Source organism: Actinopolymorpha alba DSM 45243 (assembly GCF_000373925.1).
Lineage (GTDB): Bacteria > Actinomycetota > Actinomycetes > Propionibacteriales > Actinopolymorphaceae > Actinopolymorpha > Actinopolymorpha alba.
Map to the genome: position 1 here is coordinate 42,111 of NZ_KB892779.1, position 26,999 is coordinate 69,109.

At 65.4% G+C, this 26,999-nt stretch carries 26 protein-coding genes and 1 pseudogene; 12 read left to right on the forward strand and 15 right to left on the reverse strand.

What is annotated here, in order from left to right; genetic code table 11:
• Positions 1 to 679 precede the first annotated feature (679 nt).
• From B141_RS0126890 to B141_RS0126905, 4 genes are all read right to left on the reverse strand, one after another.
• Positions 680 to 859 carry a helix-turn-helix domain-containing protein gene (locus tag B141_RS0126890; protein WP_020578290.1) on the reverse strand — a complete coding sequence of 60 codons (180 nt, stop codon included), beginning with the start codon at positions 857 to 859 and terminating at the stop codon, positions 680 to 682.
• Between the two features lie 174 nt (positions 860 to 1,033).
• Positions 1,034 to 2,203: an alpha/beta hydrolase gene (locus B141_RS42945; protein WP_020578291.1), complete on the reverse strand. Its 1,170-nt coding sequence runs from the start codon at positions 2,201 to 2,203 to the stop codon at positions 1,034 to 1,036.
• The gene (locus B141_RS42950; protein ID WP_020578292.1) at positions 2,203 to 2,976 is read right to left on the reverse strand and encodes a DUF998 domain-containing protein; all 774 of its coding nucleotides are present in this window, start codon (positions 2,974 to 2,976) and stop codon (positions 2,203 to 2,205) included. The genes B141_RS42945 and B141_RS42950 overlap by 1 nt, the downstream gene beginning before the upstream one ends.
• Positions 2,977 to 3,074: 98 nt before the next feature.
• A complete protein-coding gene (locus B141_RS0126905) occupies positions 3,075 to 3,509 on the reverse strand; it encodes a hypothetical protein (RefSeq protein ID WP_026257607.1) in 435 nt (144 codons plus the stop codon).
• Positions 3,510 to 3,604: 95 nt separating this feature from the next.
• On the opposite strand from B141_RS0126905, the gene B141_RS42955 reads away from it, so the two are divergent.
• The 4 genes and pseudogenes from B141_RS42955 to B141_RS42970 all read left to right on the forward strand — a co-directional run.
• Complete coding sequence (locus B141_RS42955) at positions 3,605 to 4,438, forward strand: helix-turn-helix domain-containing protein (RefSeq protein ID WP_020578294.1); 834 nt, start codon at positions 3,605 to 3,607, stop codon at positions 4,436 to 4,438.
• 372 nt (positions 4,439 to 4,810) lie between these two features.
• Complete coding sequence (locus B141_RS52590; protein ID WP_237742820.1) at positions 4,811 to 4,993, forward strand: ArsR/SmtB family transcription factor; 183 nt, start codon at positions 4,811 to 4,813, stop codon at positions 4,991 to 4,993.
• The gene (locus tag B141_RS42965) at positions 4,990 to 5,391 is read left to right on the forward strand and encodes an aquaporin (protein WP_020578295.1); all 402 of its coding nucleotides are present in this window, start codon (positions 4,990 to 4,992) and stop codon (positions 5,389 to 5,391) included. Before B141_RS52590 ends, B141_RS42965 begins: the two co-directional genes overlap by 4 nt.
• Positions 5,361 to 5,951: pseudogene (locus B141_RS42970) on the forward strand (transposase); the annotation flags it as partial. The gene B141_RS42965 and the pseudogene B141_RS42970, both read left to right, overlap by 31 nt.
• Before the next feature lie 543 nt (positions 5,952 to 6,494).
• Here the strand turns inward: B141_RS42970 and B141_RS49705 are convergent.
• From B141_RS49705 to B141_RS0126955, 5 genes are all read right to left on the reverse strand, one after another.
• Entirely contained in the window at positions 6,495 to 7,907 is a 1,413-nt protein-coding gene (locus tag B141_RS49705; RefSeq protein ID WP_157181313.1) for a hypothetical protein, read from the reverse strand.
• Positions 7,908 to 8,495: 588 nt separating this feature from the next.
• On the reverse strand, positions 8,496 to 8,621 hold the full coding sequence (locus tag B141_RS52355) for a hypothetical protein (protein ID WP_272944111.1): 126 nt from the start codon (positions 8,619 to 8,621) through the stop codon (positions 8,496 to 8,498).
• 564 nt (positions 8,622 to 9,185) lie between these two features.
• Complete coding sequence (locus B141_RS50890) at positions 9,186 to 9,962, reverse strand: hypothetical protein (protein WP_202805935.1); 777 nt, start codon at positions 9,960 to 9,962, stop codon at positions 9,186 to 9,188.
• A 151-nt stretch (positions 9,963 to 10,113) separates the two neighbouring features.
• Entirely contained in the window at positions 10,114 to 10,323 is a 210-nt protein-coding gene (locus B141_RS0126950; protein ID WP_020578301.1) for a helix-turn-helix transcriptional regulator, read from the reverse strand.
• Positions 10,324 to 10,415: 92 nt separating this feature from the next.
• Positions 10,416 to 11,063: an AAA domain-containing protein gene (locus B141_RS0126955; RefSeq protein ID WP_202805936.1), complete on the reverse strand. Its 648-nt coding sequence runs from the start codon at positions 11,061 to 11,063 to the stop codon at positions 10,416 to 10,418.
• A gap of 403 nt (positions 11,064 to 11,466) precedes the next feature.
• Here B141_RS0126955 and B141_RS0126960 point away from each other — a divergent pair, with 403 nt between their 5' ends.
• The 4 genes from B141_RS0126960 to B141_RS42985 all read left to right on the forward strand — a co-directional run bounded on the left by B141_RS0126960 (position 11,467) and on the right by B141_RS42985 (position 14,197).
• Positions 11,467 to 12,120: a hypothetical protein gene (locus tag B141_RS0126960; RefSeq protein ID WP_157181314.1), complete on the forward strand. Its 654-nt coding sequence runs from the start codon at positions 11,467 to 11,469 to the stop codon at positions 12,118 to 12,120.
• A 385-nt stretch (positions 12,121 to 12,505) separates the two neighbouring features.
• Positions 12,506 to 12,673 (forward strand): hypothetical protein, encoded by a 168-nt coding sequence (locus tag B141_RS49710; protein WP_157181315.1) that lies wholly within the window; start codon positions 12,506 to 12,508, stop codon positions 12,671 to 12,673.
• Positions 12,666 to 13,043 (forward strand): hypothetical protein, encoded by a 378-nt coding sequence (locus B141_RS0126970; RefSeq protein ID WP_020578305.1) that lies wholly within the window; start codon positions 12,666 to 12,668, stop codon positions 13,041 to 13,043. The genes B141_RS49710 and B141_RS0126970 overlap by 8 nt, the downstream gene beginning before the upstream one ends.
• 542 nt (positions 13,044 to 13,585) lie before the next feature.
• Entirely contained in the window at positions 13,586 to 14,197 is a 612-nt protein-coding gene (locus B141_RS42985; protein ID WP_157181316.1) for a hypothetical protein, read from the forward strand.
• 251 nt (positions 14,198 to 14,448) lie between these two features.
• On the opposite strand, the gene B141_RS48765 is transcribed toward B141_RS42985, so the two are convergent.
• The 3 genes from B141_RS48765 to B141_RS0126985 form a co-directional block, all read right to left on the reverse strand.
• Positions 14,449 to 14,706, reverse strand: a complete 258-nt coding sequence (locus B141_RS48765) for a hypothetical protein (protein WP_085944485.1) — start codon at positions 14,704 to 14,706, stop codon at positions 14,449 to 14,451.
• 229 nt (positions 14,707 to 14,935) lie between these two features.
• The gene (locus tag B141_RS0126980; RefSeq protein ID WP_020578307.1) at positions 14,936 to 15,400 is read right to left on the reverse strand and encodes a hypothetical protein; all 465 of its coding nucleotides are present in this window, start codon (positions 15,398 to 15,400) and stop codon (positions 14,936 to 14,938) included.
• 50 nt (positions 15,401 to 15,450) lie between these two features.
• Complete coding sequence (locus B141_RS0126985; protein WP_020578308.1) at positions 15,451 to 15,912, reverse strand: hypothetical protein; 462 nt, start codon at positions 15,910 to 15,912, stop codon at positions 15,451 to 15,453.
• 200 nt (positions 15,913 to 16,112) lie between these two features.
• On the opposite strand from B141_RS0126985, the gene B141_RS0126990 reads away from it, so the two are divergent.
• On the forward strand, positions 16,113 to 16,352 hold the full coding sequence (locus B141_RS0126990; protein WP_020578309.1) for a hypothetical protein: 240 nt from the start codon (positions 16,113 to 16,115) through the stop codon (positions 16,350 to 16,352).
• Between the two features lie 45 nt (positions 16,353 to 16,397).
• On the opposite strand, the gene B141_RS52965 is transcribed toward B141_RS0126990, so the two are convergent.
• Positions 16,398 to 16,688, reverse strand: a complete 291-nt coding sequence (locus B141_RS52965) for a response regulator transcription factor (RefSeq protein ID WP_084678547.1) — start codon at positions 16,686 to 16,688, stop codon at positions 16,398 to 16,400.
• 298 nt (positions 16,689 to 16,986) lie between these two features.
• Between B141_RS52965 and B141_RS49715 the strand changes: the two genes are divergently transcribed.
• From B141_RS49715 to B141_RS0127000, 3 genes are all read left to right on the forward strand, one after another.
• The gene (locus B141_RS49715; RefSeq protein ID WP_157181318.1) at positions 16,987 to 17,481 is read left to right on the forward strand and encodes a hypothetical protein; all 495 of its coding nucleotides are present in this window, start codon (positions 16,987 to 16,989) and stop codon (positions 17,479 to 17,481) included.
• 231 nt (positions 17,482 to 17,712) lie between these two features.
• Positions 17,713 to 18,243 (forward strand): hypothetical protein, encoded by a 531-nt coding sequence (locus B141_RS0126995; protein ID WP_020578310.1) that lies wholly within the window; start codon positions 17,713 to 17,715, stop codon positions 18,241 to 18,243.
• 388 nt (positions 18,244 to 18,631) lie between these two features.
• Positions 18,632 to 19,669 (forward strand): tyrosine-type recombinase/integrase, encoded by a 1,038-nt coding sequence (locus tag B141_RS0127000; protein ID WP_020578311.1) that lies wholly within the window; start codon positions 18,632 to 18,634, stop codon positions 19,667 to 19,669.
• Between the two features lie 126 nt (positions 19,670 to 19,795).
• On the opposite strand, the gene B141_RS0127005 is transcribed toward B141_RS0127000, so the two are convergent.
• Positions 19,796 to 20,365, reverse strand: a complete 570-nt coding sequence (locus B141_RS0127005; protein ID WP_020578312.1) for a PH domain-containing protein — start codon at positions 20,363 to 20,365, stop codon at positions 19,796 to 19,798.
• Positions 20,356 to 26,748 (reverse strand): RHS repeat domain-containing protein, encoded by a 6,393-nt coding sequence (locus tag B141_RS0127010; protein ID WP_157181319.1) that lies wholly within the window; start codon positions 26,746 to 26,748, stop codon positions 20,356 to 20,358. The genes B141_RS0127005 and B141_RS0127010 overlap by 10 nt, the downstream gene beginning before the upstream one ends.
• Positions 26,749 to 26,999: the final 251 nt, after the last annotated feature.

The window sequence follows — 26,999 nt, forward strand, 5'->3', positions numbered from 1 at the left end:
GTCCCTGAACGATCTGCATCGTGGATTTCGCGACGATCAGCAGAGGAGCCGTGCCGCCGCGGTTGTGATGGACCGGCTTGCCGATGACCGGGAGCCGGAGGAGTGCCGTTGCCTGATGCGATTCTGGTGGCAGCTCACCACCCGACTGTCGCAGATTGGCGAGCATGAACTGGTGGCCGGCGTCGGCGACACGAAACTGCTGACGGTCCGAGCGCTCATCGATGCTCTCCGCTGCTCGCCGGAGGCTGTCGACCGGTGGATCGAGACGACCACAGAGAGGTTTCCGGTAGTCCATGACCGTGGTTGGTCACTCGCCCAGACGCCTCCATCGCTGGCGGACCGAGCGCAGGAACATCAGGTTGTCCGGCGACCGCCGGGACCGCGGCCGCCTGACCCGGTCGCAGTACCACGATTGAATGATGAGGAACTGGCACGTGCCCAGGCAGCGTGTCGAGCCGGGGCCGAGGGCGCAGCCATGAGACTCGGCGAGGTGCTTGAGGGGCGTGGCGACTTGAAGAACGCCGAGGCCGCCTATCGGCTGGCCGGTAAGCAGGCAATCCGGCGGCTTCCTAAGCCCTCGGGCGGCTGCTACGAGCCTCGGGCGAACCGGCGTACCGTGTGGCGGCGGAATGGCAGTACGCGGCGGATGCCGGACTCGATGAAACTGGGTGAGGCTGGATCATGACGGCAGATCCTTGGTGTGCGTCCACACCGTCATGCGATGGATGCCGAACCGCCGAGAGATGGACACCACGCTCTCGCCGATCCCTCGTTTCGCCTGCTCCCATGCGGAACCGAGCCGCTCGAACTGCTGCCATGTGTTCGGTTTGAGTCCACCTGCGTCCACAATGTCGGGCATGGGTGTCGGCGTGGTGGGCGGCAAGTAGCCGCGTCTGGTTTGCTCGACCGGCTGGCTTCCTCGACGGTCGCTTTGAGTTACGAGCACCTCGAGACCCGTCCGATCGCGACCGGGTCGACCGCAGCGTGGTAGCAAACGGGCAACCGTCGGCCAGGAAGGCCACATGACGCGTATTCACGTCAGAGTCGACCTTTCACGCGGGCCACGGGACCGGACCCACGCGAGGAACTCCTCGGCGAAGTTCGAGGCGATTCGAGCACGCACGGACGCGAAAAGATCGAAGCCGTGCTGGGTGTCGGTGAGCTCGGCGTAAACAACTGGCGACGTCGACGCCGAGCGCAACGAGGCACTCACCGAGCGTGGTCCTGCCGGTGGGATCGCGGTGTCTTTCGCCCCGTGCATGATCAAGATGGGCGGGGCGTCCGGCCGGGCCAGGTTGACCGGTGCGCTGGCTGGGTCGGAGCCGCGCGGCCCGAGGTAGCTGTATATCGCGACCACGCCAGCCACAGAGGTGTCCGCTTGCTCGAATCCCGGTTGATACTGCGGGTCACCGGCAGTGAGTGCGGCGGAGACCGCCAGATGGCCACCGGCGGAGTTGCCCATCAGGAAGATCTGAGCATCATCAACGTGGTGTTCGCTGGCGTATGCCCGTACCCACGCAATGACCCGCTTCGTGTCAACCAGCGAGGCGGGGAACCCGCCTTGAGAGCGGAGTCGGTAGTTCGCGCTGACGCAGAACCAACCGTGGTCAGCCAACTGGTTCAGCAGGGCGACGCTCTCCCGGCTCTTGTTGCCCTGAACGAAGCCCCCCGCGTGCAGATGGATCATGACCGGACCGGCGGCTTCCCGGTCCCGGCGACGATAGGTGTCGAGGAAGTGGGCGCGCCCGCCCGGACCATAAGGAACGCTGCGCTCACGCTCGACGGTGCGCCAATGCCTCTGGAAGGGCAGCAGGATCCCGCGCAGCCAAGGCTCGCTCGGGGTAAGCGCCGCCAGCAACTCGGGTCGGATCGAGGAGCGCCAGGCGGCTCCCAGACCCGCGGCCAGCGCCGTCTCCATCGCTGGTCGAACGGTCCGTGCGCGAATCTGGAGCCAGACCATTCCCAGCGAGACGAGAATTGCGAGCACGAGCGCCGCCGTCGCGGCCCCGCCCTCGAACCCTTCGCCGCTCACACCAATGGCGACGATGGAACCGGCGAACACGGCCAGCAACACCAATGGAATCTCGTTGCAAGCCACGGTTACCACGTACACGGCGAATCCGAGCGGTCCGCGGCGAGCCGGGAACCATAGCGTTGTCGCTACGAACAGCGCCCAGATCCCCGCAGTGGTCAGCAGCCCCATCAGCCCGAGTTCCTTCGCTTGAACCGCATCGTCGTGTGAACGCGGTCGGGCCAACCAGGAAAGTCCGGTGCGCGGCGGGACGTGATTGCCGGGGCGGGGTCGTCGGACCACGCGTGGCGGAGAAGCTCAAGACTCAGGGCCGAAGCCCACGTCCACGTAAGCACTCCGCCGAGAAGCAACCACCTGAAGTCGCCAGTCAATGCGGCCGCTCCGCCAGCGGCGAGATCAGCAACGACACAGGTGAGGCTGTAGGCCGCCCAAGTGTGCTGGCCTCGGTGAAGGAACCGTCGCGCGAAGACGAACCCGGCCGTGTCCAGGGCGAGGCCGCCGACCAGGGCCGCCGCATTGTGCAGCTGCCCCTGCCACGACGGCGTCAACGCGCCGCTGCTCGCCGACGGGAAGCCGGCCACGGGGTCAGTGACAAACGCTGCGGCCGCCACGAGGGCGAGGCCGTACACGGCGAGCAGACGAGGACCCCAGGTCCGTGCATAGCCGACGCCCAGTGCGCGTCGTGCGCCGACGGCGCCGGCGGTGGCGAGCAACCCGGTGACGATGAAGCTCGTGGTCTGGATCCAGCCGAGGTCGCCCTGGCTGAGGGCGCTGAGCGGGTGCCGAGCCGGGTCGAAGCCCTCTCGGGTTGCTGCCTGGATGAGGACGGTAGCCACGAACAACGGGCCGGCGACCGCGCCGCAGCAGAGCAGGAGACGGACGCCTCTGGATCGGTCGAGGACCGTCGCTGCGAAACGTGTGATGGTGCGTGTCGGGGTGGACATGGTCGCTCTTCGAGTTGAGTTGTCGGACGGTTTGACCGGGGAGGCGGCCAGTCGTCGGCACCTGACGTGCCGAGGTTGCCGGCGGTCGGCGATGGCGTTCATCGGGTGATTCGGTGCATGTTCGAGGTGTAGCCGCCGCCGGGGAAGGTCCATTGTCCGAGGTTGGTGTCCTGGTCGACGAAGGTGCCCCTGAAGTAGGACGACGATCCGGGCTCGCCGCCCCAGATGGTCAGGGTGTCGCCGTCCAGTGCGTACACATAATCGAGGGTGTTGCCGCGCGTATCATAGGCGCGCGAGCGGATCTCGGGGGTCGGCGGCTGCCCGAAGGGCTGAAGGTGACCTATCACCTCGAGCGCCTTGACGTCGCTCCCGAACAGATGCATGTCGACGTGCTGAAGGAGGAAGAAGCCGCCTTCCATCCACTCGTAGGTAACCGTGCCAGTGCTGTCACCGCTCAGTCGCCAGCTGCCGACCAGTCGATTCAGGGCCTGCATCGCCGGGCTAGGTGGCGACTCTGGGGTCGTATCGTTCATCGCTGTTCCTCTCGAGTTAGGCTGCGCCATTACGGTAGGAACGAACAGTGGCTGAAATATCTCAGAAATCCGCAGGCTCGCCCGATCGGAACCGAGTGTTGCTGGAGAGCGGGCTGCTGCAGCCGGAGGTGTTCGACCGGTACTTCACGGTTCAGGGCTTCCAGCCGGCCGCCGACTTGAGAGCCTACGTGTCGCACTACTGGGTGCTCCGCTGGCGGCTTCCCTACAATCTCACGTACACGCCGACCGAGGTGCTCCCAGTTCCGATGGTGCACGCTTTCTTCACCGCTCGAGGCGCCCACGCGCATGGGATTACCGACGGAGCCCTCAGCTATGAAACCGCTGGCGCTGGTGCCATGGCCGGCATCGCGTTCAATCCCGGCGGCTTCGCGCCATTCTGGGGTGGACGTATCAGTCAACTGCGCGGCGCGCGAGTCGACCTGACGACTGTGTTCCCCGGCGCCGATCCGGGTTTCTGCAGAGACCTACTTCATCAACCCGAGGAGCATTTGGTCCATACGCTTGACCGGCTGCTTCACTCGAGGCCGGTCGGGCGTCCAGGTCCACAACTGGAACTGGTCGCGGATGCCGTCGCAGCGATAACCCGCCGGGACGGCCCCACCACGGTCAGCGGTTTGGCAGCCGAACTGTTCCGTAGCGAGCGGACCCTGCAGGCGGCGTTCGCCGAGTACGTCGGGGTCGGCCCCAAGTGGCTCTTGAGGCGGCAACGGCTCATGCGGGCACTCGGGAGGACCGCCAGGACGGCTCGGCCCGATTGGGCCGGTATCGCCGCCGACCTCGGCTACAGCAGCCAGACGCACCTCCTGAACGACTTCAAGAACGTCGTCGGAGTCACGCCTCGCGTCTACATTCGTCAGCTGCATCGGCTGCGCTCGCAGATCCGCCGCCCCGACGAAACTGGCGTCTGATCGTCGTTCCGGCCCTGGCTGGAGTTCGCGTACTGGGTTCCGGTGTTGAGGCGAAAGTCGACTTTCGTTAGGACGTTGGTGCAGGCGGTCGAGGGTGAGCAATGTCATCGGCCATCGGCCCGACGGCATGGGCGGCGTCGGGCTCCTCGACGGGTTGCCAGCAGGAATAGACATGCGTCAATATTGATGCATGTCGAAGTCTGGGCGACTGACGCTCACCCCGGTCGCGGCGGTCGCGTGTTGTTCGCCTCTCGCTAGGGAGCCCATGAGCCGGGCTGCCGCCGACCAGATCGCACCGTTGCTGAAGGCGCTCGCGGAGCCGGTCCGATTGCGGTTGATGTCGCTGGTTGCCTGCCACGAGGGCGGTGAGGCGTGCGTGTGCGACCTGAACGACGCGCGTTCGACCTGTCGCAGCCGACGATCAGCCATCACCTCAAGGTTCTCCACGAGGCGGGATTGGTCGAACGTGAGAAACGAGGTGTCTGGGTGTATTACCGCGCCAGGCAGGACGCCCTCGACGGGCTGGCCACACTGATCGGTAGCACCGCCTCGTGACCGTCCTGACCCGCCGAATTCTGGCCGAGTTCGTCGGTACTGCTTTCCTCGTCGCCGCTGTCGTCGGCTCGGGGATCGCTGCCGTCCGCCTGTCGCCCCACGATGTCGGGTTGCAACTGTTGGAGAACTCAGGCGTCACCGGTGGCGTGCTGGTTGCCCTGATCTTGGCGCTGCAACCGGTGTCGGCGGCCTTCAACCCGCTGGTGACGTTGGTTGAACGCGCGTTCGGACACATCACGACCCGGGATGCGGCCAGCCTGATCGTTGCTCAGTTCGTCGGCGGATCCGCCGGAGCGGTCGTGGCAAACCTGATGTTCGGCCTCCCCGCCGTTTCGGTCTCGACGCACCAGCGCAGCGGTCCCGCGCTAAACGCCGCGGCATGCGCGCCCCGGTACTGACCGTCGGCGACGGCGCGCTCGGCTTCTGGGCCGCGGTCCGCGAGGTGTTCCCGCAGGCTCGGGAGAAGCGTTGCTGGTTCCACAAGATCGCGAACGTGCTCAACTGCCTCCCCAAGTCCGCCCAGCCCGGCGCGAAAGCCGCGCAGGCCGAGATCTGGAACGCCGAGGACAAAGACCATGCGAAGACGGCCGCGACAGCGTTCGCCGCCGACTACGGCGTCAAGTGGCCCAAAGCCGCCGCGAAGATCACAGACGACCTCGACGTGCTCCTGGCGTTCTTCGACTACCCCGCCGAACACTGGGTCCACCGGCGGACCACCAACCCGATCGAGTCGACCTTCGCGACCGTCCGACTACGGCAACGCGTCACCAAAGGCCCCGGCTCCCGGGCCGCCGGCATCGCCATGGCCTTCAAGCTCATCGAGTCCGCCCAGCACCGCTGGCGCGCCGTAAACACACCCCATCTCGTCGCCCTCGTCCGCGCCGGCGCCACCTTCACCAAAGGCAAACTCGTCGAACGCACCGACGAATCAGGAGATGATCACCAAGCCGCCGCGTGACACACCATCCACAGGTCTTGACAATTCCTCACGGCCAAACCAGGCCGCGTATACGCCGTACGACGCCGAAACTCCGCCGAGCACTGACCGACGGCGAGCGCCTGACCAGGACAAACGCCGAGACGATAAGCAGAGCCGACGGTCCGCACACCGTCGCCTCGAGCGCGCCGCTATAACAACGACCCGGACCTGTTTGCGCTGGTCAGGGGCCGTTTGGGCTGGTGTGGCAGGTGCAGGGTTCGAACCTGCGTAGGCTGAGCCGACGGTTTTACAGAGCGCTCAGCCCGCCCGCTTGGAAGGCGTCCTGACCTGCACATTCACTCGTTGTGAGTCACAGTATCGGCTGCCTTGGGCCGCACCTGGGCCGTTCGCCCCCTCCTCGAGGGGTACTGGCCCAGGATCGTCACTTCGTCCGTTCACGATGCGACCCCCTCCGTAGTCCCACTTGGCGGGCCCGGGGAGATCATCCGCAGCCCTCAACGCCCGGCTGCATCGATGGACGCCGACCGGCATGGTTGAGCGGCGCGCAGTTGTGTCACGCGCTCAGTCGCCGAAGTCGAGGGCTTGCTGGTGGGCTTCCTCGACCAGAGGCGCCAATATCTCACGCAGGGCATCTCGTTGATCTTCGCGAAGCTCCAGAAGCAACGGTATAGCGAATCGACCAAGCTCGCTTAAATCATAGGACGCGTTTGTGTGCCCGCCTGCGGTACAGGTCTCGAAATCACATATCAAGCCGCGCCCAAGTCGGGCGCTTACCGTCGCCCGAGTCGCAAGAACGTCTGAACGTTGGACTAGTTCGTTCGAGTCAATGCTATCGAGGACGCTTTCATCCGTCGTCGACTCGTATGTGATCGTTAGGTCAGGTCTTCTTACCTGCATGTTCGTTACGGTCAATCCATCCCGTTGGGCTCTCATTTGAAGCTGGCGAACGGTTGGCGGAATGAATTCGTCTGCAGCTGGTAGTCGATCACGCGAATTCGAAAAGTAAGCGCTCCAGCCCCAGCCCCGAAGGGTAAGACAGCTCCGATCGATCCTCCACCTCGGCACCCCCGACGGCTCGCCGAGCTGATCCTGCTCCATAAGTACTCTGACGGCACGACCTGACAGGCGATCAAGGTTACTTCTGACGAGGCGTTGGAGGTTCTCAGACGGATCATCGAGAACTAGGCCCGAAAGCTGATCGATCGAAATGTTGCGACCAATCCGACGCCAAAAGTTGACGTCGTCACTCTCCACCACGTCTAGTAGCAACATGAGGTCCTCGGCCGTTAGTGGACCGCCCAATCCCTGCTCACCTGGGAAGGTCGCAGCGCTACCACCGTGACCCTCCCATACGGCCTGCAAAACCCGAGTCATACGTCCCGACTGTGTAGACTCCAAGGCCTCGCTGAAGGCCGCCACGGCGTTGGAGGTCGCAGGCACATCGAGGTTCTGTGCTCGCTCGAAGCCACGGACCGCTACGTCGGACATTGCCTGTGCTGACGACTCGGTAAGCAATCCTCGACCACCGCGAAGAACAGCGTGCGCAAGGATTTCAACGACTGGCTCGCGGCTACGACTGAGTTCGTCCATGCCATCCAGATCGGTCACTAGCGTGTCGCCTTCTCGGACGGCAGACGCCAGACGGTCGCGCACCTCGCTGTCCTCCGGATCTGTGGAGGGTTCGAGTGTCATGATGATTGGCCGATTTGGCGTCAACCATCTGAGATCCTCCAGCATCCAGCGCGGATCGGCGTTCGATCTAATGAAGACGAGACGCTCTCGATGCTCGGCGGGCCACGATAGAACCATGTCTGGGGCAAAGCTGTGGTTGAAATATTCAGTGTGCCGAACATTCGTCTTTGGATCCGCCAGTAGCAAGTGTTTCGAGACCTGAGACTTAATATGCCGAACAGTCTGGTCTGGATCGGAGTAGTTTAGAGCATCTCGCAAAAGGCGAACGGCTTGGTCAGACATCGTCGGACCCCTTACTCACGTGCATGAATTTCATCAATTCACCCATGTGCTCCTTGGCGATAACCAGGCGCTCTTGTTGTTCGCACAGGGTAATGAGCCACAGCCTCCGTGACGTTTCTACGAGAATTTCAGGGTCAATTTTTCCGGCGGCTTCCTCACGGGCCTCGCAACCGAACACGACGCCTCTATGCTCAAGCAAGGCATTTCTAATGCTGTCGGTCGACGTATGGCTATCCCACGATCTCGCTTGGAAGGGGGCCCTGCTAGCTGTTGGAGTTCACCTGGCATCGACACCAACTCGATATGGTGGGTTGAGTTGGATGGCGCCGGTGAGCCGGAGCTGGCCGACGAGCGTTTCGCGTCTGCCTCGCCAGATCGACACTGGTTGACCCCCCTTGACTCTGGCTCGACGGACCAAGCGCTTATGCTGACGCGCTGGATTGGTCGCTGTCCATTACATGCTAGTAAGGCTCTGCAAGACTTGCGACGGTATCGCGGATCTTGACGGATTCGGCTGGGGTTAGGCGGCGGCCTCCCGTCGGGTGATGGCGTCGTGGATGGCGGTCTTGCGGGCACCCTTGAGTACGGTCAGTCGACGGCGGCGGCGATCTGCTCCGATGGCTTCTCCTTGGCGCGCTTGCGCGACGGTCTCGCCGGGTGCGCGGCGCGCATGCGGACCACCATGGCCGGCGTCCGGTCGCCGCGTCGCGTCATCGGCGCCATGGCCCTTCATGAGTTCATGGCGCAGCTTGGATTGCGCCGGGGAAGTCGGAGCCATGACGGCGCGCGAAGCCCTAGGCGGCATCCTTCCCCAGACTCTGCGCCTCACCTAACGCCACCTCGATACGTTGGTTCCACAGGGCCTCCTGGCCATCAAGGCAGCCTGCGTAGACCCGGAGGAGGACCTCCACGCTGTGGCCGGCCCGGCGGGCCACTTCGGTGGCGGGTACGCCAGCGTTCAGAGCGAGGGATACCCCAGCATGACGGAGGTCGTATGGCCGCTTTACAAGCTTAGAGCGCACTTGCGCAGCGGTCAGGGCGCGCTCTCGGGCTTTCTGCCAGATGGGGCCGTAGACGCTTTCGGCCAGGTAACGCCCCGCCGTGCCACGGAAGAGGCGCCCGTGCCGAACTCCTCCAGGTGCCCTCGGAGCAGCTTGACCAGTTCGGCTGGGATCGGGACCTCCCTGACGGCGTGTTTGGCTCGGTGCTTTAGCTCGCGCTTGTCGTGGGATGTGCCGTCGTCGCTCCAGGAGGATCCCACCCGCGGGGCAGATTCGCTCAGGACGAGAAGACCCCATCCGGACTTCGGCAGCTGGGCGGAGGCTTCGGCGAGAGCGACAGCCTCACCCGGTCGAAGGTAGGCGTAGTACAGACATCCGAAGAACGCCACCAGCCTCGGGTTCTCCCGCTTGACCGCCTCCAGCAGTGAGCGCACCTGGTCCGGACTCGCGAGGACTCGGCGATCGACGTGTTCGGCGATCGACGTGTTCGGCGATCGACGTGTTCGGCGATCTTCGGTGCGGACCAGCTCACCTTGTCGATCGGGTTCGCGGGCAGGATGTCTAGCTCCACTGCGTACTTCAGAACGCCGTAGAAGACCGCTCGCTTGCGAGCAACCACGGTCGCCGCGGCGGGCTTGCCATCCATCCTGAGCGCGATGGTGTCCAGCGCCCTGCGGATCAGCTCCGACCGTCTCTGTGGGTCATCCAGCGCTGCGACCTTCAACGAATGCTGTCGAAGCCAGTCGACGGCGGCGGCGATCTCCTCCGACGGCTTCTCCTTGGCGCGCCGGTCGGAGTGGAAGAGCCATCCATACAAGGCATCACGCATCGTGCCCGCGCTTGGCATTCCGTGCGTGGTCTCGACGTGAGCGGGAGTGACGGTTGCGAGCGCGTCGGCAGTCGCGGTACGTGTCTTTGCGGCGGCGTTCGGCCACTTCAGGTCGACGAACTGGCATGCGAGCTCGACCCAGCGGATCGAGTTCTGCTCACGTAGCACCGACTCTGGCAGACCAGTCTCCTGGTCAAAGCGCTCACCGCGTCGGACTGCTTGCATCAGTTCAGAACGCTTGCTGTCAGCCAGGGGCTCGGCTCAGGTAGTACCGGGAGTGCGGCACTCCCCCGACAACCCACCGGACACCGTAAGGCTTCTTCCGATCCTTCCTGGTGCGGATCGCCCAGATCTGGATCTCGTGCGAAAGCGCCACTTAGCTCGCCCTCCGATTCTCGACCTGGGCGGACAGCCAACTGCCCAGGGCACTCCGCCGGATGCGGATCTGACCGTTGGGGAGCTTGATGCACTCCGGTGCGGACCCGAGTTCCCTCCAGAGGTCGAAGGTGCTGCGAGAGACTCCCAGCTCCTCGAGGACTACGGCGAGCGTCAGGAGCGGGTCGCGCTTCGCGGAGCTGTTCGGCATGTGGCTGGTCCCTCCATCAGTTCGACCCTGTTCGCGGCGTGGCTGTCCTCGGCGCATCGGTGTCCTCCGACGTTGTGCGGCTTTCGTCGTCGTCATGCGGTGGCGCAGGTGGGGTGGGTGTGGGTGCCGTCGTCGTAGCTGAGGGGGGTTCGGCATTGGATGCAGACGGGTTCGCTGGGGGTAGCCGTCCCGACTCCCCAGCACCGGCGGCGGCGCGACGACGTACCCACCGGACGCGCGGGTGTCGATCTTCCAGCCGAGCCGGCCGGCGGTGTGGAGATTAATTGCTTCGCGCCAGACTTCTCTATCGCGAAAAGGATAGATGACGGCTCAGCCCCGCGAATCTTGCATTTCTTCAAGGCATCTGAAATTCGCTCGGTCACTACGGAATTCCCCGCAACGGCATCGTGTACCGCGTACTCGAACAGCGACTTGCGCAGGTCGGTCGGCGACATGAGGTCGGGACTGACCGAGTGGAACAGCCACATCTGGTCCTTCGCCCTGGACGCCGCGACGTTGAACCGACGCTGGAACTCCAGCCTCGTGATCGCCGGCCGCTTCTCCGCGATCACCAGGGATAAGAAGATCACGTCCCGCTCGTCGCCCTGGAAGTCCGGCGGGGTACCGACCCGCACCGAGGCTCGCCACCGGCCGCTCGTATCGGTCGCGGTGGAGCGTGGCGGAACCCGCCAGCTAACGTCGCGGCTTACGCTGACCAGCACCCCCGGATCCAGGGCCACCCCCTGATCCGGGGGTGCTGTGTTTCGAGAGGACAACCCATGGTCGAGTACAGCGCGCTTGCCCTCAGGGCGGCCGAGCTGCGCGGATTCGCCGCAGAGGCCCACGCGGACCCGCAGAGATATCGGCGCGAGATGGGGCTAGGCCCGCACCACCCGCTGCCCAACCCGAACCCCACCCCCCCGACCAGTTCCGCCGCCTGGGGAAGGCACCGGAACCATTTGGATGGTCGAGTGTTCCGAGGAGGGAGGGCCACCGAGTTGGGACGCGCACTGGGAGGGGGACCCGGACGCAATGCTGAATTGTCCCGTCCACCACCAGGCCGGCGTGTTCGAGTGGGCTCGCCGACAGTCAGCCGCCCGGCACTGGGTCCGCTTCATCGGAGAGAGCGACGCTCCTTTCGAGGTGACGCCCCCGACGAACCGGAAGCCGGACCCCGGCACCGGGATCATCTACATCGACCTCGACCAGAGCACTCCGATCTGGGTGGGCACGTGGGCCGACCTGGGTGACGGCCTCGACATCTTCGCTGACGACGACTTGCGGGTGGTCGTCGAGTGGGCGCAGCGACAGCCGGCGGTCGCGAAGCTGTTCAGCCCCCTTGAGCAGTACGGGTTCGTCGACCTAGACGACTTCCTGGCCGAGCCCGAGAAATACCTCCATTGGGAATATCGACCACGCTGGGAAGGACATCCACAGATGGATTCAGGCGAGGGGGTCGGCTGGGTCGGGCAGGCCACCGACGAACACATGAGGGCCGCTATGGAGGCTCTGGACCGTGGCGACACGACCGCCGCGACCCTTCACATGATGGCCAGCTTCCAAGCGACGCTTAGCGCGCTGCACTGGGAAGTCAGGGCGATCAACCTGCGAGAGGGTAGGAACGACTATCCGCCGGAAGCTGAGCCCTACTTCGACAAGGCTATGCGATTCGCTGAAGCCGGCGAGTACGAGAAGTCCATCGCCTACGGGATCCTGAACATCGGCGCGCTCATGGACGCCATGTTCCCGAGGATGGACGAGATCACTCACCTGCTGCGGAGACCGCGTGACGCCTAGCGCTCGACACCCCGACTGGTACCTGCAAGCTCTGTGAGAGGCAAGCGACCGGAGAAATTGCCATCGGCGGCTGACCCGCCACTACGAACTGAGGAACGTGCACGTGTCGGCACAGCGCCCTATTGATCAATGCGTACCGACAACCCGGTCGGATGCGCACGCTAGCCATGACCGGCGGAGGCTGGTTGTGTGCACGTTCGGCTGCCGTTCGAGCCGATGCTTGCGCGGAGCACCGAGGAGTTCCCCGAGCCGGGATCCCGGCTCGGCTGGTACCTGTTCGAGCGCCGATGTGGGAGGTCAGCGGCGCTACCGACGCGACGTCGGAGGCTACGAGATCCCCGTCGGCGCGCGACGTCACGACTTGGACGACGCCGTCGCTGCGATCATGACTCATGTCGCCGAGACCGGTCGGGGAGGCATCTACGCCGGCGACGGCACCTGGCGGGCACCTCTGGACGACAAGCTCCTTGCGCCGATGCTCACCGGGCCGGACCGGGTACGCCACGGCGAACGGGTCGACGGGCAGGACAATCCTCGCCGTCACAGTGGCTGACACCTTGGCTGACGTTCAGGACCGCATCTACCGGTCACGCCACTACGCCAGCCCGCGCATGGTCACCCGGGAACGGATCGCCGACGTCCTCTACGCCGGGATCGGCGCGGGCCTCCTCGAGCGTGTCCCCGCAGCCAGGGTCGACGACCTTGTCGAGACCATCCTCAAAGGCGTTGAAACCAGGCACCTGGATCGCCGGATCCTCGCCGGCAACGGTGCGGGCCTGCGCGCCATGATCGGGCTGCCCGCCGGGGAATGGACCGATACAGCCGACGAAGCCGTGAAGCGCGGCCGCGCGATGTGCGCCAACACCCCAACGTCAAACGCGCTACAGCGGCAGGAGTACGACGACAACCGCTTGGCGCTGTAGCCCGGTTCTGCTCCCGCGCCTGCTGCCGCTGCAGCCGAATGGCACGCACGGCGACTGCCGCGGTCAGGAGCGAGCCGATGAGCACACCCTGACGGCTCCGACGAACATGCATGTGAGGTCTCCCCTCGATAGCGCCCACACCCCGCGCCTAGGCCCAGCTCGCGACTCGGCACCGACGGCGCTGCTAACCAGGTCGCGTGTGAAACGCCCGGGAGAGGCACTTGGTTGACACACCGAGTGGAGGCCCGTGTAACCGAGGATGCTCAGTGAGCGTTTACCCCACGATGACCACCACACGGGGCGACGTGGAGCTCCACCCAGAGCACACCACGACACGCGAACGAGACCGCCCCACTCAGACGACACCGCGCAAACGCACTCGGATCACTCCGCACAAGGTCGGAGGTCGCCATAATGGCCACGCTCGCCGCCACGGCCTACGCCGTGGTTGGCCTCACCAAGTTGGCGACCCTTCCAGGCCACAGCGTTCGGCCTCGTCATCTTCGACCAGGCCGTACGCAGCTACCTGAGGAGTTTGCCCTGTGACAGATGTGTCCCGGGATGCCGTGGTCCACTCGAAGAACGGGCGACGGACGAGAGCGAGCCTGCGGCGGCAAGTGGACTGGCTCGCAGGCAAGTTTCGCAGTCCACGCTCTTCCTCGAATGGTTCACCGCCGGCGACAGACCCATCGGACAGGTACGACCCCGAGACACTTGCGCTGGTCAACGACGAGCTTTCGGCGCGCCTTGCCCGCCAATCTGACGCAAGTTCTAAGGTCGACAACAAGGCGGCACTCCTCGCGGGCGTTGCGGCCACGGCGGCGCAATACCTCGCCTCGCGACCCGACCCTTCGCCTGTCCTCGCCCGAATTGCGTTCGGCGCCTATGCCGTTGCCTTTGCTGCCGCTGTAGCTACGTACGCGCTCGCGCGTTTCTCGGATCCTGTCAACCCCAGCGGCCTCTTGGCGCCCGGTCTCATAGATGCCACGAAGCGCAAGGTGACGGCCAAACTGATCGCCAGTCGTGTGAAAACCTATGAGAAGAATGCGCGGAAGAACCGCCGCAAGGTCGCCTTTTGGTGGGTCAGCCTGGCGAGCCTGACGGTGGGTCTCGCCACCTCGGTCGCCGCTATCCTGCACACTGGGTCGCCATGAGCCAGGAGACGACACCCGAATCCACAACACCGAATGAGCCCGCACCACCAACTGGTGACGCGTTCATCAACACCTTCCTCGACCCCGCGCTTATCAGCACAGAGACGAGAAGCGGGCGCCCTACGGTTGAGACCAAGCCAGCACCACGCGATGGCGGCCAGGAGTAGCCCGCGACGTTAGGCCATGGTCCCGCCTACACACGGGGCCATGGCGAACAACCCCACCATCCTGACCTGATTTAGTCGCGCCTGTCATGACTTTCCGGCGGCGCGGCGGGGGCGTCCGGTACTGCGAGGTCCGGGCCAGTGTGGGGCAAGGGTGTCGAGAACGGCGTTGGGGTCGTGCTGAAGCCAGCGCAGGCAGGCGCGTAGGTAGGTGTTCATGTGCTCGCCCCGGCTGGAGAGTACGGCTTGGGCGGCCGCGTACTCGTCTGGGTCGGGCCGGAAGGAACGGGCGGCCTGCCCGTGACCGTCACCGGTTCGTTGTTGGCTGCGCGGTTGTCTGGGCATAGATGCAGTCTGCCAAAGTGGCTATCCATTTAGGTGTGACGGCCGCCTGTGGATGACCGGCGATGCAGGTGGAGCTGGTAACGGCATAGTGGTGGGCCTGGCACGGCGAGGCCACGCCGGATGCGCCCGTCACGTACCCCACAACGAGGGATCCGGGGAAGCGCCGGCGAAGGTCACCGAGCCCATGCCATGAGTCGGATCCGCCCGTGCTCGTCGACGAGCAGGACGTTCAGCGGGTTCGAAGCGCCTTGGCCTCGGCGAGGTCAAGGATGTCGTTCGGGTTCGCGGTCTCCAGTGCCTGGCGGATTTGCTCGCGGGTCGCACCGCCGAGCCACTTTTGGAACGCGGCTTTCCGTTCTTTCTCGGCGTGCCGGGCCTGGTCGGGGTTGTAGTTTAAGACGGCATCCGGGTCCTCGCGAGCCTTGTGAATGGCAACCTCGGCAGCGGTGACAAGCTCGGCGGCCAGGCCGCGGATACCGGCGTACTGCTCCTGAATCTTGTCCAGGCCGCGGGCCTTGATGTCGTCCCACATCGCGTCGGCAAAGTCGTACAAGACCTGGCGGGCATAGAGCTGCTGAACTCGCTGTGCCGCGCTGGTGCGTGCGAGCAAAGCGGAGTCGAACGACCCGACCGCATCGGCGAGGTCGATGGCGGCGTCCTGTGCGTCGTGGCTGTGATTGTCAGCGTCACTCATGGTGCAGCTCCCCTGGTATCGGTCCCGAACCGCAGCGTGGAGGCGGAGATTTAGTCAGCATGCTCCCTGGCCAGGAGCAGCTCGCGCCTCGTTTGGTCGTCCTTAGCGAGGTACTCCGGGGTGTGCTCGTCGATCGAGGCAACCTCGATTCGCCAGGCGGTGGCTAGGAGGTCTTCGAGCCAGCGGCGGCCCACCGCACCGTCGGTGGCCTTCTTGTACGGCCCCACGAAGTCGAAGAGGCGCCACAGCTTCTCCTTGGCCTCGCCTTCAACGGCGAGACACATCAATGGAAGCGCCCCCAGATAGCTGGCGTGCGTCGCCCATTTGGGGCTGCCGGGCGACGTATTCCGAACCTGCTTCAACTGCTCGGCGAAGACGTCCCTCCAGTGGTCGATCCCGATGTCGCCTACCGCCTTGCCGATCTGACGCCAGAGAGAGTTCCATGCTTCCTCGTCGGACGGGTCGGGCAGCATTCGGAGCAGGGCCAGCAGATGCTTGATCTCGTCGTGCACGGTCGGGTCCCTTCCTCTGTGTGAGGGTTCAGGCGGCGACGGGCTTGGCGTACTCACCAGGTACTGGACGGAGCGGGAGACTGCAAGTAGTTACCGCCGTCGTAGCTTCAGTCGTCGCTGACCGAGCCAGTCTGCGTCACGCGGGCCGTGCTGCCCGCGCCCGTCACGTCGCCATCAACCGGGGATACGCGCAACTGCAAATGACGCAGGCCGAGAGCCTGGGCCGGGAGACGGCGTGTGAGGACGGCACGCCCGTCGTCCATGACGATGGACGGTGCGTGTGGTGCGGACTGTCTTGGAACCAACACGAGAACCCTGCCGAGGTCGAGCCCACCCGTCAGGCCGAGCACCGGCTCACCACCGGCGTCCAGGTCGAGGCCGAGTTCATCGTGTGGGCCGAGGCGAAGCGCCACCTACCCGGGCCGGAGTTCGACGCCTAGTTGGGCTGCCCAGGTGGGCCCCGTCAATGCCGTCCCGGCGGGCGCCTACTGGCTTGACGCGAGGTTGACTATCGGGCCGCCCGTGGCACCTCCTTTTCCCCTTGCAGCGACCGCGCACGGAGGCCATTGGCCGACGTCGAGGACACCGCTGACGTAGCACCTTGCGACGAGCTCAGCGCGATTGCGAGCTCCTACACGCCTCATCGCCTCCGCCAGGTAGGCGGCCACGGTATGAGAGCTGAGTGAAAGCTCACGTCCGATCTGATCGTTCGTCCGCCCAGCGGCCGCAAGTTCAACAACTTTAACTTCGCTCACGGTCAGACATGAGCCAAGCATGTTACGGCGATCCCCCGACACCGGTCCCCTCCCCCGCGAATGCCTTCTCCTACCCGTGGGACGGACCGTACTCGCGGACCAGGAGAATTACTAGCAATTCTGTGGTACCGGACGCAGGTGAATGTCGACCACTCTGTTACCTCCCTGAACAGCTGCTGTGGCACGCACGAGCTGATGGGGCGACTGATCAGATATGTCCGTTTCTCACTTTTGGAGCCGACCTAGGCACAAATCAATCGATCTCGATCGGGAAAGGGAACATATGACCTACAGAGGCGTCCTTATGCGAGGGCTAGCGATGACCGCGCTTGCTCCGTTGATCGCACTCGGCCTCTCCACCAGTGCGACGGCCGCTGAACCTGAAGAACCAACCCCTGCTTCGACTAAGCAGGCCAAGTACGAGCTGGTCCCAGCTTTCACAGACGACATCCCGATCTCTGGAACGATCAAGCCAACCGCCGCCAATCCATGCATTCCATATGCATCAAATCCCGAGCTTCAATTGAGCAGCATCGTTCACGGATACGGGAGACAGGTCTGCAGTGGAAGCGGGTGGCCACCCCAGCGGATCACAGTGCGCGTTCAGCGTTATCTGGGGCTGGATCTTTGGCAGAACGTTAACACCCCCTCCGACAGCGGATACACGGGACAGAGCACCATCGAAGAAACGACGGATTATCTCTGCCGTAGCACCGGTGATGAGCGGTACCGCATCGTTACCGACGGATACTGGGCCTCTGGCTATTACCATGCGGCCGCGCAATCGCCGTTGGCCATGCGTTGGACCTGCTAGGAATCTGAAGCCTCCATCCAGTCGGGAGGCCGAGGCGCAACCAACGCGCCAACGTCTCCCGATCGGGGCTGTTCAGACGTCCCTCCCGTCCGCAACTCGAGGCCGAGAGCGATGCCAAGGCCAGCGGATCGAACGAATGGGGGGATCCAGATCTACCGTTTCCAGGCGAGTACCGTCCGCGGCTAGGGCGGTCGCTTCTGGCCTACGGCGGGTGGCCAGGACCGCTACCACGTGACCGTGGAACGGCACCTTGACCAGGCGGGTACCGACCTGGAGTGCCTCGACTTCAGCCGCCGCCTGAAGCTCGGCGTAGTGAACTGGCACATGCCAGTGGAGCCAGCGGGGACGGCTCGTCGGGTGGATATAGGTGTGGCCGCGCAGGTAGTGCCCGTCCTGCTGGGCTGCGGCGCGCCGATCGGTGAGCGGATAATCGTGGACCTGCCCGCTGCCGCCACCACTGCGATAGAACCATTCATCGCCCAGCCGCTGGAATCGAGAGAGCTTGATGGCGGGCTGGCCGCTGGAGGTACCCCACCAAGCTGGTGTCAGGAACAACGTGACCCCGACATCGCCATCGATATCTACACCAAGAGGGATGAACAGGTGTTGATCGTCGAGCGCCCTCGGCACGTCATCTGGCAGACCATCGCGAAGCAGCCGACGAGATTCGACGATCAACTGCTCCCACCAGCGGTCCCCTTCCATGAGGCCAACGTAGTCGCCGACCAGGAATGGACGTGTGGAGAAACTTCCGTCGTCTGAAGAACGTAGGCGCGAGCATGACCGGCTGACGGGCCTGGACTTCTCGCCTCCTGAAGGGGTCGACCCACTCGCGCAGCGTCTGTCGGGAGCGGCGAGGCCACCCTCTTCGCACTCAAGATCATTCGCTCATGGTCTCCCCCCCACCTCACCCCGCGCGCACCAGCGCCCAAGGGGATCGGCTCACCCCTTAGCGTCGGGTTCCGTTCGTCTGCACCGCGCGGGCCGTGCTGGACCGGATGGTCGCCGAGGGGCTCGCCGAGCAGACTCGTCCGCCCTCGGATGGGACGGCGACCTAGACCTGGACGTCGTCCTGAACCTTCGGGATGGCGTGCCGGCCGTCGGCGGTTTCGTACCCTCATAATCCCACTTATGTGGGTAGCTTTGGCGTATGCCCGCCACGACCCCCGAGACGACCTCTGTTGACGTCGTCGACATGCACCAGGCGGCGCCGCCGGCGCCGATCACAGCCGAGGCGGACGCGGTCCTCACGGAGCTGACCGGGGCGTGGCTGGCCACCAAACGCTCCGATCACACCCGCGCGGCGTACTGGCGAGACCTGCGCTCCTGGCTCACCTGGTGCACGATGCACCACGTCGACCGTGACGTCGTCCCGCACCCCGGCCCACAGCTGGACCCGCTCACCGCACGGGTGCGAGACGCCGAGCTGTGGGGAGCCTGGCTCGTCGACGAGCACCAGGGCGGGCTCAGTGATGCCAGCGCCGCGCGCCGGATGGCGGCGGTTTCGTCTTGGTATGCGTACCTGGTAAAGCACGAGGCGGTCTCGGCCAACCCGTTCGCGGGTGCGGACCGGCCAAGCGTCGACCGGAACCATTCCGCCACCACCTGGCTGAGCGAGACCGACGCCCGCCGCCTGGTCGAGGCCGCCGACACCGCGCCAGGCTCGGCGCGACTGCGTAACGCCGCCATGACCCGGCTCATGGTCGAACTCGGCATCCGCGTCTCCGAAGTCGTCGCGCTGCCGGTCACCGCACTTGGCCACCAAGGCGGACACCGCGTCATCCGGGTACGAGGCAAAGGGCGCAAGACGATCGACCGGCTGCTCCCGGCGGCGGTGGCGGCTGGACTGGACGCCTACCTCGCCGAACGCGCCGAAACCGAGGGCGAGGACGCCGTCCTCGAGGGACCGCTGTTCGTCACCTCGACGCGCCGGCCGGTCGACCGGGTAGACGTCGCACGCCTCGTCCGCCGCCTCGCCCACGCCGCGGGCATCCCCAACGCCGACCGGGTCTCCCCGCACTCGCTCCGCCACACCTTCGCCACCATCGCCAAACAGCGCGGCGCCACCTCAGACGAGCTGCAAGAAGCCATGGCCCACGCCGACCGGCGCACCACCGACCGCTACATCCGCGCCGCCATGCGGCTCGAACGCGACCCATCCCAACTCGTCGCCGCCGCCCTCGGATGAGATAGGAACGTGGACCCCAACCTGTGCCAAGACGCTTGCTTCCTCGTACGTCGTGTCTTGAAGACCGCGAACCGGGGTCACGTCCTCGGGGTTGTAGCTATGCCGTGCGGGTGATTGCCGGTGCGTCTACCGCTGAACGAGAACCGAGGCCACGTAGCTAACCGCCACCCAAACCGCGGCCACGGCTCCGATCCATGGAAGGCCTAGCTCGATGCGTCGCCGTGAGTGGGCGAGTGGTTGGTACTCGTTGCGCCTTCTGATCTCCGCGCGTAGGGAGTCAATCAGCTCCTCCTCGCGTGACCTGCCTCGCCACTCCGCCATCATGGATGGCGAGTACGCGGACACTTTCACCGACCGATCTGTCGCAGCAATCACCAGGTGGCCGTCGTCCATGCGTGCGGACGCCAACGCCGGCCACGGGATCCGGTACGTGAACACCGGATTCCGGATAGTGACGCCGTCGTCGCCCACGCGCACCGACGAATGGCCAGTGACGCGCCAGGCAAACCACAGCGCAGGTATGACGACGACGGCAAGGCCTAGCCTTTCAAGGAAGGCATCCGCAACAGGCCCTTTGACCATCCACCCAACCGAGAAGGCGATGGCATACGCCCATAGGATGATCCCGAAGATCATGGTTCCGGTCCGGCGGTAGGTCCGGGTCGCGGCGTCGCTTGGGGTGCGGGTTACCTCCAATTGGACCATCCTCCGATGGCGTAGCTGCCGACCGCGTTGTACCCCATGTCCCTGCCTGTCCAGCGCCAGTTGACCTTGCTGTACCTTCTCACGCGGCCAAGTGAGTGTTTCGCTTTGCTGCTGTGTCGCCCGACCCGGGCCTTCCATTTGATCCGGTGGATCGCGCTGCGCCCCCAGGATCCGCCCATGGTGCGCCCGTAGGCGCCTCCCAGGGCTGTCCACGCCAGGTTACCTGCCAGCGTTCGCCAGGCCCGCCGGCTCTTTATCGACTTATCCTCTATCGAGTCGCCGATGAAGTACCCAACGGATAGAATCGCACCGGCTCCCAGGCAAGCCCCGGCGGACGCCACGACACAGATCCCAAATGCGGCCCCGGCTGCGACCTTGCGCCAGCCGCCTCCTCTGAACTTCCTCCAGGCCCGCTTCCAGCTGATTTTGCCGTCGAGGTCGTAGCAGTTGATGGGGTCGGCGTTGCAGTATTCGTAGGCGTTGGCTGAGCCGCCGGGTACGGGGTCTGTTTGGAGGAAGCGTCCGAGTTGGGCGTTGTAGAGGCGGACGCCCATGAGGACCAGGCCGCCGAGGGTTTCGCTGCTGCGTTGTTTGCCGCCGAGCCAGCCGTAGCGGCCGGGGGTGTTGGTGCCGATGGGGACACCGAATTCGTCGGTCGCGTAGCTGTCGGCCGCGGCGGGTGGGCCTCCGGTGGTGTTGTCGGCGGTGGCTGTGACGTCGCCGTGCAGATTGACGGTCTGCCAGACGAGTTTCCCAGCCTGATTAACTGTCGCGGCCAGCGTGCCGGCCAGGTCGGTGATGTTACGGGTCCACTGAGCGTGGTCGCTGGTCTCACTGATCCAATCCGGGCTATCGGAGGAGGCGTCGTTGTAGTGGTTGGTCTTGGTGACCCCGGTTTTGGAGTTGCTGAACGCCCCCAGCCGGCCGGCGGCGTCGAGGGTGTAGGTGAGGGTGGCCCCGTCCTGAGCCATGGACCGCACCAGGTCGTTGGTGTAGTAGCCGATCGTGACGTTCCCGCTGCCCGAGGTGGTGTCCGCCGCGGGCAGGGTGGTAACCCTGCCGTAGGCGTCGTAGACCGTCCCGGTGTGGGTGCCTTCGGGCTTGAGCCGGTCCGCGGTGTCGTAGGTGTAGCTGGTGGCGGACTCGACCGCGATCGCCTGGCAGGTGCCGTCGGAGGCGGGGCCGTAGACGTTGCGGAGGGTGCGGTTGGAGTTCGCGTCGAACCGGTAGTTGCGGTGCAGACACCGGCCGGACCCGTTGTCCCTCGTCCAGGTGAGGCGGCCGAGGTTGTCGTAGGTGTAGGTCTGTTCCCGGTTCACGTTCGCACCTGTGGAGACCTGGGTGCGCCACTGACCGTGCACGTTCGGCCGGATGGTCTCTTCCAGCCAGGTCGCTTCCAGCATCTGCCGGCGGCTGGTCTGTTCACTGGCGGAGTCGAAGGTGAAGGTTTGGATGAGCCCGTTGGGCCAGGTCTGCTCGAGCAGCCTCCCATCAGGGTCATAGGCGCCGGCGAACTTCCCGGTGATACCGGAGACGGTGATGGAGGTGACGAGGTCGCGGTTGTCGCCGTTCTCGTTGTAGGTGTTGGTGACGGTGCCTTTCGCGTCGGTCACGGTGGCGACGCGGCCGGAGCTGTCGTAGCTGGTGGTGACGGTGTTCTTGGCGTCCCCGGATGCTTCGGCGGAGTCGGTGTAGCTGGTAACGCGGCCGAAGTCGTCGTAGCTGCTGGTCTGCTGGGCGGTGCCGCTGACCACCTGAGAAGTCAGGCCGGTGTCGGGGTCGTAGGAGGTGGTGGTGGCCGGCACCGCCGTACCCACCCCGCCGGTGAGCTGGCTGGTCTTCACCCGGGTCGAGTAGCCGCCGTTGTCATACGTCGTGGTTGAGGTCCGTGTCCGGGAGGTACCGCCAGCGTCGATGACGGTTTCTTCGGTGATGGTGGTGCGGTTGAGGTAGTCGTACTCCTTGACCCGTTCGACTACCAGCTGCGGCAACCCAGCCGTGCCGGGGTTGAGGTTGGCGGGGCGGGTGAGGCAGGTCAGGTTCGCCCACGCCGGCTTGTTCCCACAGGCGGCGTCTTTGGAGTTCGCGCCGGCGGTGTAGTAGACGGTTTCGGTGGTACCAGGTCCGCCTCCGTTTGGTTCGGAGGGCATCCGCGACTCGATAACCAACCCGCTGTCGGCGTCGTAGCGGGTCGTCGTGACCGATGCGATCCCGCTCGGGTCGCTGGTTACTTTCATGGGTTTGCTGTACGTCCACCCTGTTGCGTCGGTGGTGGACAGGGCGTACTCGTTCTTGGTGGTGCGTTTGTCCTGCTCGTCGGTGGCGACCGCGGCGGAGGAGAGGCTGGCGGCGGTGTAGGTGGAGGTGACCAGATGCAGGGTGGGGCCGGCGGGGTGTCCGAGTTCGGTGCCGGTGTCGTAGTCGTTGTGGGTGTGCGCCCGGGCCATCACGACCCGCCCATCGGGGAGGGTGACCTCGCGGTAGGGGCCGAAGGTGTCGAGGAGGTCCTTGCCGTCCTTGGTGTAGATGTTGATGGTGGACACCATCAACATCCGCGCACCCGGGTCCGGGGCGGCGATACCCTTCCAGTCCGGGAGCCCTTCGGCCGCGAGTACCTCGGCCCGGTTCGCCGCGGACAGTTCACGGACGACGTTGCCCCACTTGTCGTAGTCGACGGTGGTGAGCGCCCACCCACCCGCACCCGGACCCGTGCCGGCGTAGGAGGCGGTGTTGATGGTGCGCCCGTCGGTGTTCAGATACGTCAAGCTCGCCTTACGCAGATCAGTACGTGACGCTGCCTTGCCGGGCCCGAACACGGCGGTCGCGGTGACCGGCACCTCCTTCTGCCCCCACTTGGCGACCTTGCCGGCGGTGGACAGGTCCGGCCGCCACTCCGGGTTCGCCCCGTCGGCTGCGCGGGGCACGTCGTACTCCACGGTGGTGGTTTCGGTGCCGCCACCGTTGCCGGCGTTGTGGGTGCGTTTGACGCTGGTGACCCGCCCGTACACGTCGTACGCGACGACCCAGGCGGCCAGCCCAGCCGGCTTCTCGGTAGTCACCCGTCCTTGGGAGTCGTAGGTGTACGTGGTGGGCAGCACCGGACTCGCCGCATCGCACTTGACGGGCTGCGTGCCACCACCAGCACCCGATACGGTGCGCGGGTCCCACGTCTTCAGCAACTGACCGGTCCCGCCCACCCCGTCACCGGCGGACCCCTCGTCGTAGGCGTAGCAGGCGACATCGACCTTCAACTCCGTGCCGGTGGCCGTGGTGGTGCGGAACGTCACCGCCGTGACGTGGCCGGCCGGGTTGTAGGTGAACGTCAACGCCTTACATCCCGCCACCCAGGTAGTGCAGCTGGCCACTCCGGGCGGCAACGGGGCGAGCATCTGGGAGATCCGGCCGTCGGCGTTGTAGGTGTAGGTGGTGTTCTGGTTCGAACCCGGCTGCACAACCTTGCCAACCTGGTAGGTGTGCGGGGCGGTCTCCGACGCTCCGCTGGTGTAGGTGGTGGCGGGCGTGAACACGGTGGCGTTGGCGTCCAGGTCGGCGACCTTGAACTCCGCCGGACCCCCGGCACCGCCGCCGGTCGGCGTCAACGTCAGTCCGCTGGGTGCGTCCTCCCCGGTCGGGGTGTAGGTGCCGTCGGTCTTCTTCGCGAATGTGGTCGCCACACCCTCGGAATCGGTGACCACCACCGACGCGCCTTGGTCGGTCAGGCCGGTCCAGTCCGCGCCCGCCTCATCGACCGGGAGGGAGCCGGTCCAGCCGGGCCCGAACATGCCTTCCTCGACCAGGCTGTTGTTGTCGTAGTAGACGGGCTTGTTCGACGCCGTGGACGGCCGGCCGTTGTAGAGGCGGATGAACGCCTCCGTCGTCCCCGCCGGCAACGTCGCCCGCAGCCGCAGCTCCTGCCAGGTGTCGGTCGCGTTCGGGGTGTTGGAACGCACCTCCACATACGAACCGGTGCCGACCCGGTAGTACAGGATCGCCCGCAACGCCCGCGGATAGCTCGCCGTCTCAATCCCGGTCACCGCCGGCACATAAATCTGCGTGGTGAAGTTGTAGGTCCGGCCCGGTTTCATCCCCAACCGCAGCGCGCCGGTGTTCCCACCGATCGCCGCGTGGGTGTCCATGTCGGTGTCCGACGTACCCGACGGGGTGATCTTCAACGAGTTCGACCCGCTGTAGGCGGGCCAGGTCGCCGCCACCGTGGCGGCTCGGGTGACGAACCCGGTGGTGCCTTCTTCGACCTGCGCCTGGTTGGCGTCCAGCATTTGCGGCGCCCCGGCCGGGGTCTGTGCTGGTTTCAGCGTGTTGAACGTGCGCGCCACGGTCAGGTCGGAGCCATAGGAAGCCACTGACGCGTCGGTTTCGGAGATCGACATGTTCCCCGACAACAACGACACCGACCCCGGCCCCATATCCTCTGTGGAGCCTGCCACGTCGGCCTTGTCCATCGTCGCGGTCACCGTGTCCGTCGTACACACATCGGCGCTGCCGGACTTGGAGAAACAAGCCCGCACCTGGGCGGTGCCCTCCACCCCGTAGATGGTGCGCGGCATGTTCCACTCCAACTCCGGAACATCCGCGGACGCGCCCGCACCGGTGGTCACCGCCACCGGCCACGACGGCGCCGGCTGCCCACCCTTGGTGACATGGTCGGCGGGGATGTCCCGCCACGCCGCCGACTCGCCCTGCCGGTACTGCCACTTCACGCCGGTGAACCCGTTGCCCGCCTGCGCCGCCAGCCGCATAAACCGCTGTGTCCGGCCCGCGGCTTCGGGGCTGGTCACCCCCGGTGTCGTCCCGAACTGGTAGGAGGCGACCGGGGACAGGTTGTTCGCGAAGTCCACCGCCCGCACATACAGCGTGTGCCAACCACCCCCAGGCGTCACCGTCACCGTTTTCGCCGCGCCGTTGGTAGTCGCGACCGACTCGGCTTCGGCGAAGCTCTCATCATCGGTCGCATACACGAACCTGGTCACCGCGGTCGAGGTCGACGAAAAGGTGAACGACGCGTTCGCGGTCGCCGTCCACGCATTCTTCGGGTGGGTGGAACTCGACACCGCCGGCGCGGGTGGGGCCTTCGGCGGCATCGCCTGGTAATAACCCTGCACATCAATCAACAACCCCGACGCGGCCGAGGAATAGACGTTGATCCGCCCGCCGCTCCCCACCGCGAGGATCGCGGTGCCGGTCACGTTGTTGTCCGCCAGGTTGTAGGAGACCGCCTGTGCTGCCGGCTGCGGTTCACCGGCCGCCCAGGCGGTCATGATCCCGCGCGCCTTCGGTTGCACCGCTGTGATCGACACCGCCACCGACGTCACACCCGAGGCGGGCACCACCACATTCCCGGAGCTGTCCTTCGCACCGGCGACCTGGATCGCGCGGACCTCTCTGGCCGCCAGGTCCTTGGTGGAGGTGTAGATCCGGCGCGGGCTGATCGGCACATACAGATCCCGGCCATCCTGGGTGTTGTCCAGGTAGTAGCCCTCCACATCAATGAAGATTCGCATCTGCCCGGAGTTGGCCCAGACGCTGATCTTTCCGCTGGTGCCGACCTTTACCTGCGCCAACGCTGAGGCAATCTGACCCGTTGAGGCCTGCAATGTCGACACCCCCGGCCGGGTAGTGCCTGCGGGGAACGCCTGCAGTGAGGTGTTCGTGGTCGGGTCAACCACGGTGAGGTTCACCGCCACCGCCGACACCCCAGACGAAGGGACCCCACCCAGTCCCGTCACCTGGATGTCGCGGGTTTCCCCGCCGACCAGTGGGGTCTGCCCGGAATTGTTGGTGTCGTAGATCCGGCGCGGCGAGACAGCGACAAACGTGCCACCCGCGGTGGTCACCGTGTTATCGGTGAAATAGCCCTGAACATCCAACACGACGTTCAGCTGGCCCCAACGGTTATAGACATCGATCTGCCCACCGGCGCCGACCTTCGCGATCACCGTGTTCGCTTCCATATGCCCCGCGGTAATCGACAACTGCGACACCGTCGGCCGCGCCTCACCCGAAGGCCACACCGCCAGCCACGAATTGTCACTGGCATCGGTTGCCGTGACCGACAACACCACCGCCGACACACCCGAAGTCGGCACCCCACCCACACCCAGGACGGTGAACGACCGCGATTCGGCCTCACCGAGGGGCGCCTTCGTGCCGCCCTGGCCGCTGCGGGTATCAACAATCCGCGCCGGCTGCAACGGCACATACTCACCACCCGCCGGCGGCGTCGACGCGGCCGCAGCCCGTTTCGGCTTCCCCGGATCGGGTGGGGCCGCCGACGCCACCGCCGCGCCCTCCGGCGGGATCGCCAACGCCCACGCCACCAACAACGCCGCCGCCATCACCAGGACGCGACGTGCCAACGGGAACCGGAGCCTAGATGTGAACCAGACGTTGCGAGCAGACCGAGCCGACACAGCCATCACGCCCCCCACCTGGAAGCCGACAGGTCCAAAAAGATCTACACGCCCCGGGCTCCCGCATCACGGAAATGACCAAAAATGATCAACCACGAAAACTTCAAGAACGACGAAAACCTTCGCAACCCGCAGCTCAAACCGGAGGCTTCGTCAGGTAGTGCTTTTGTTTGAATTGCGCAGATCATGTGAGATCG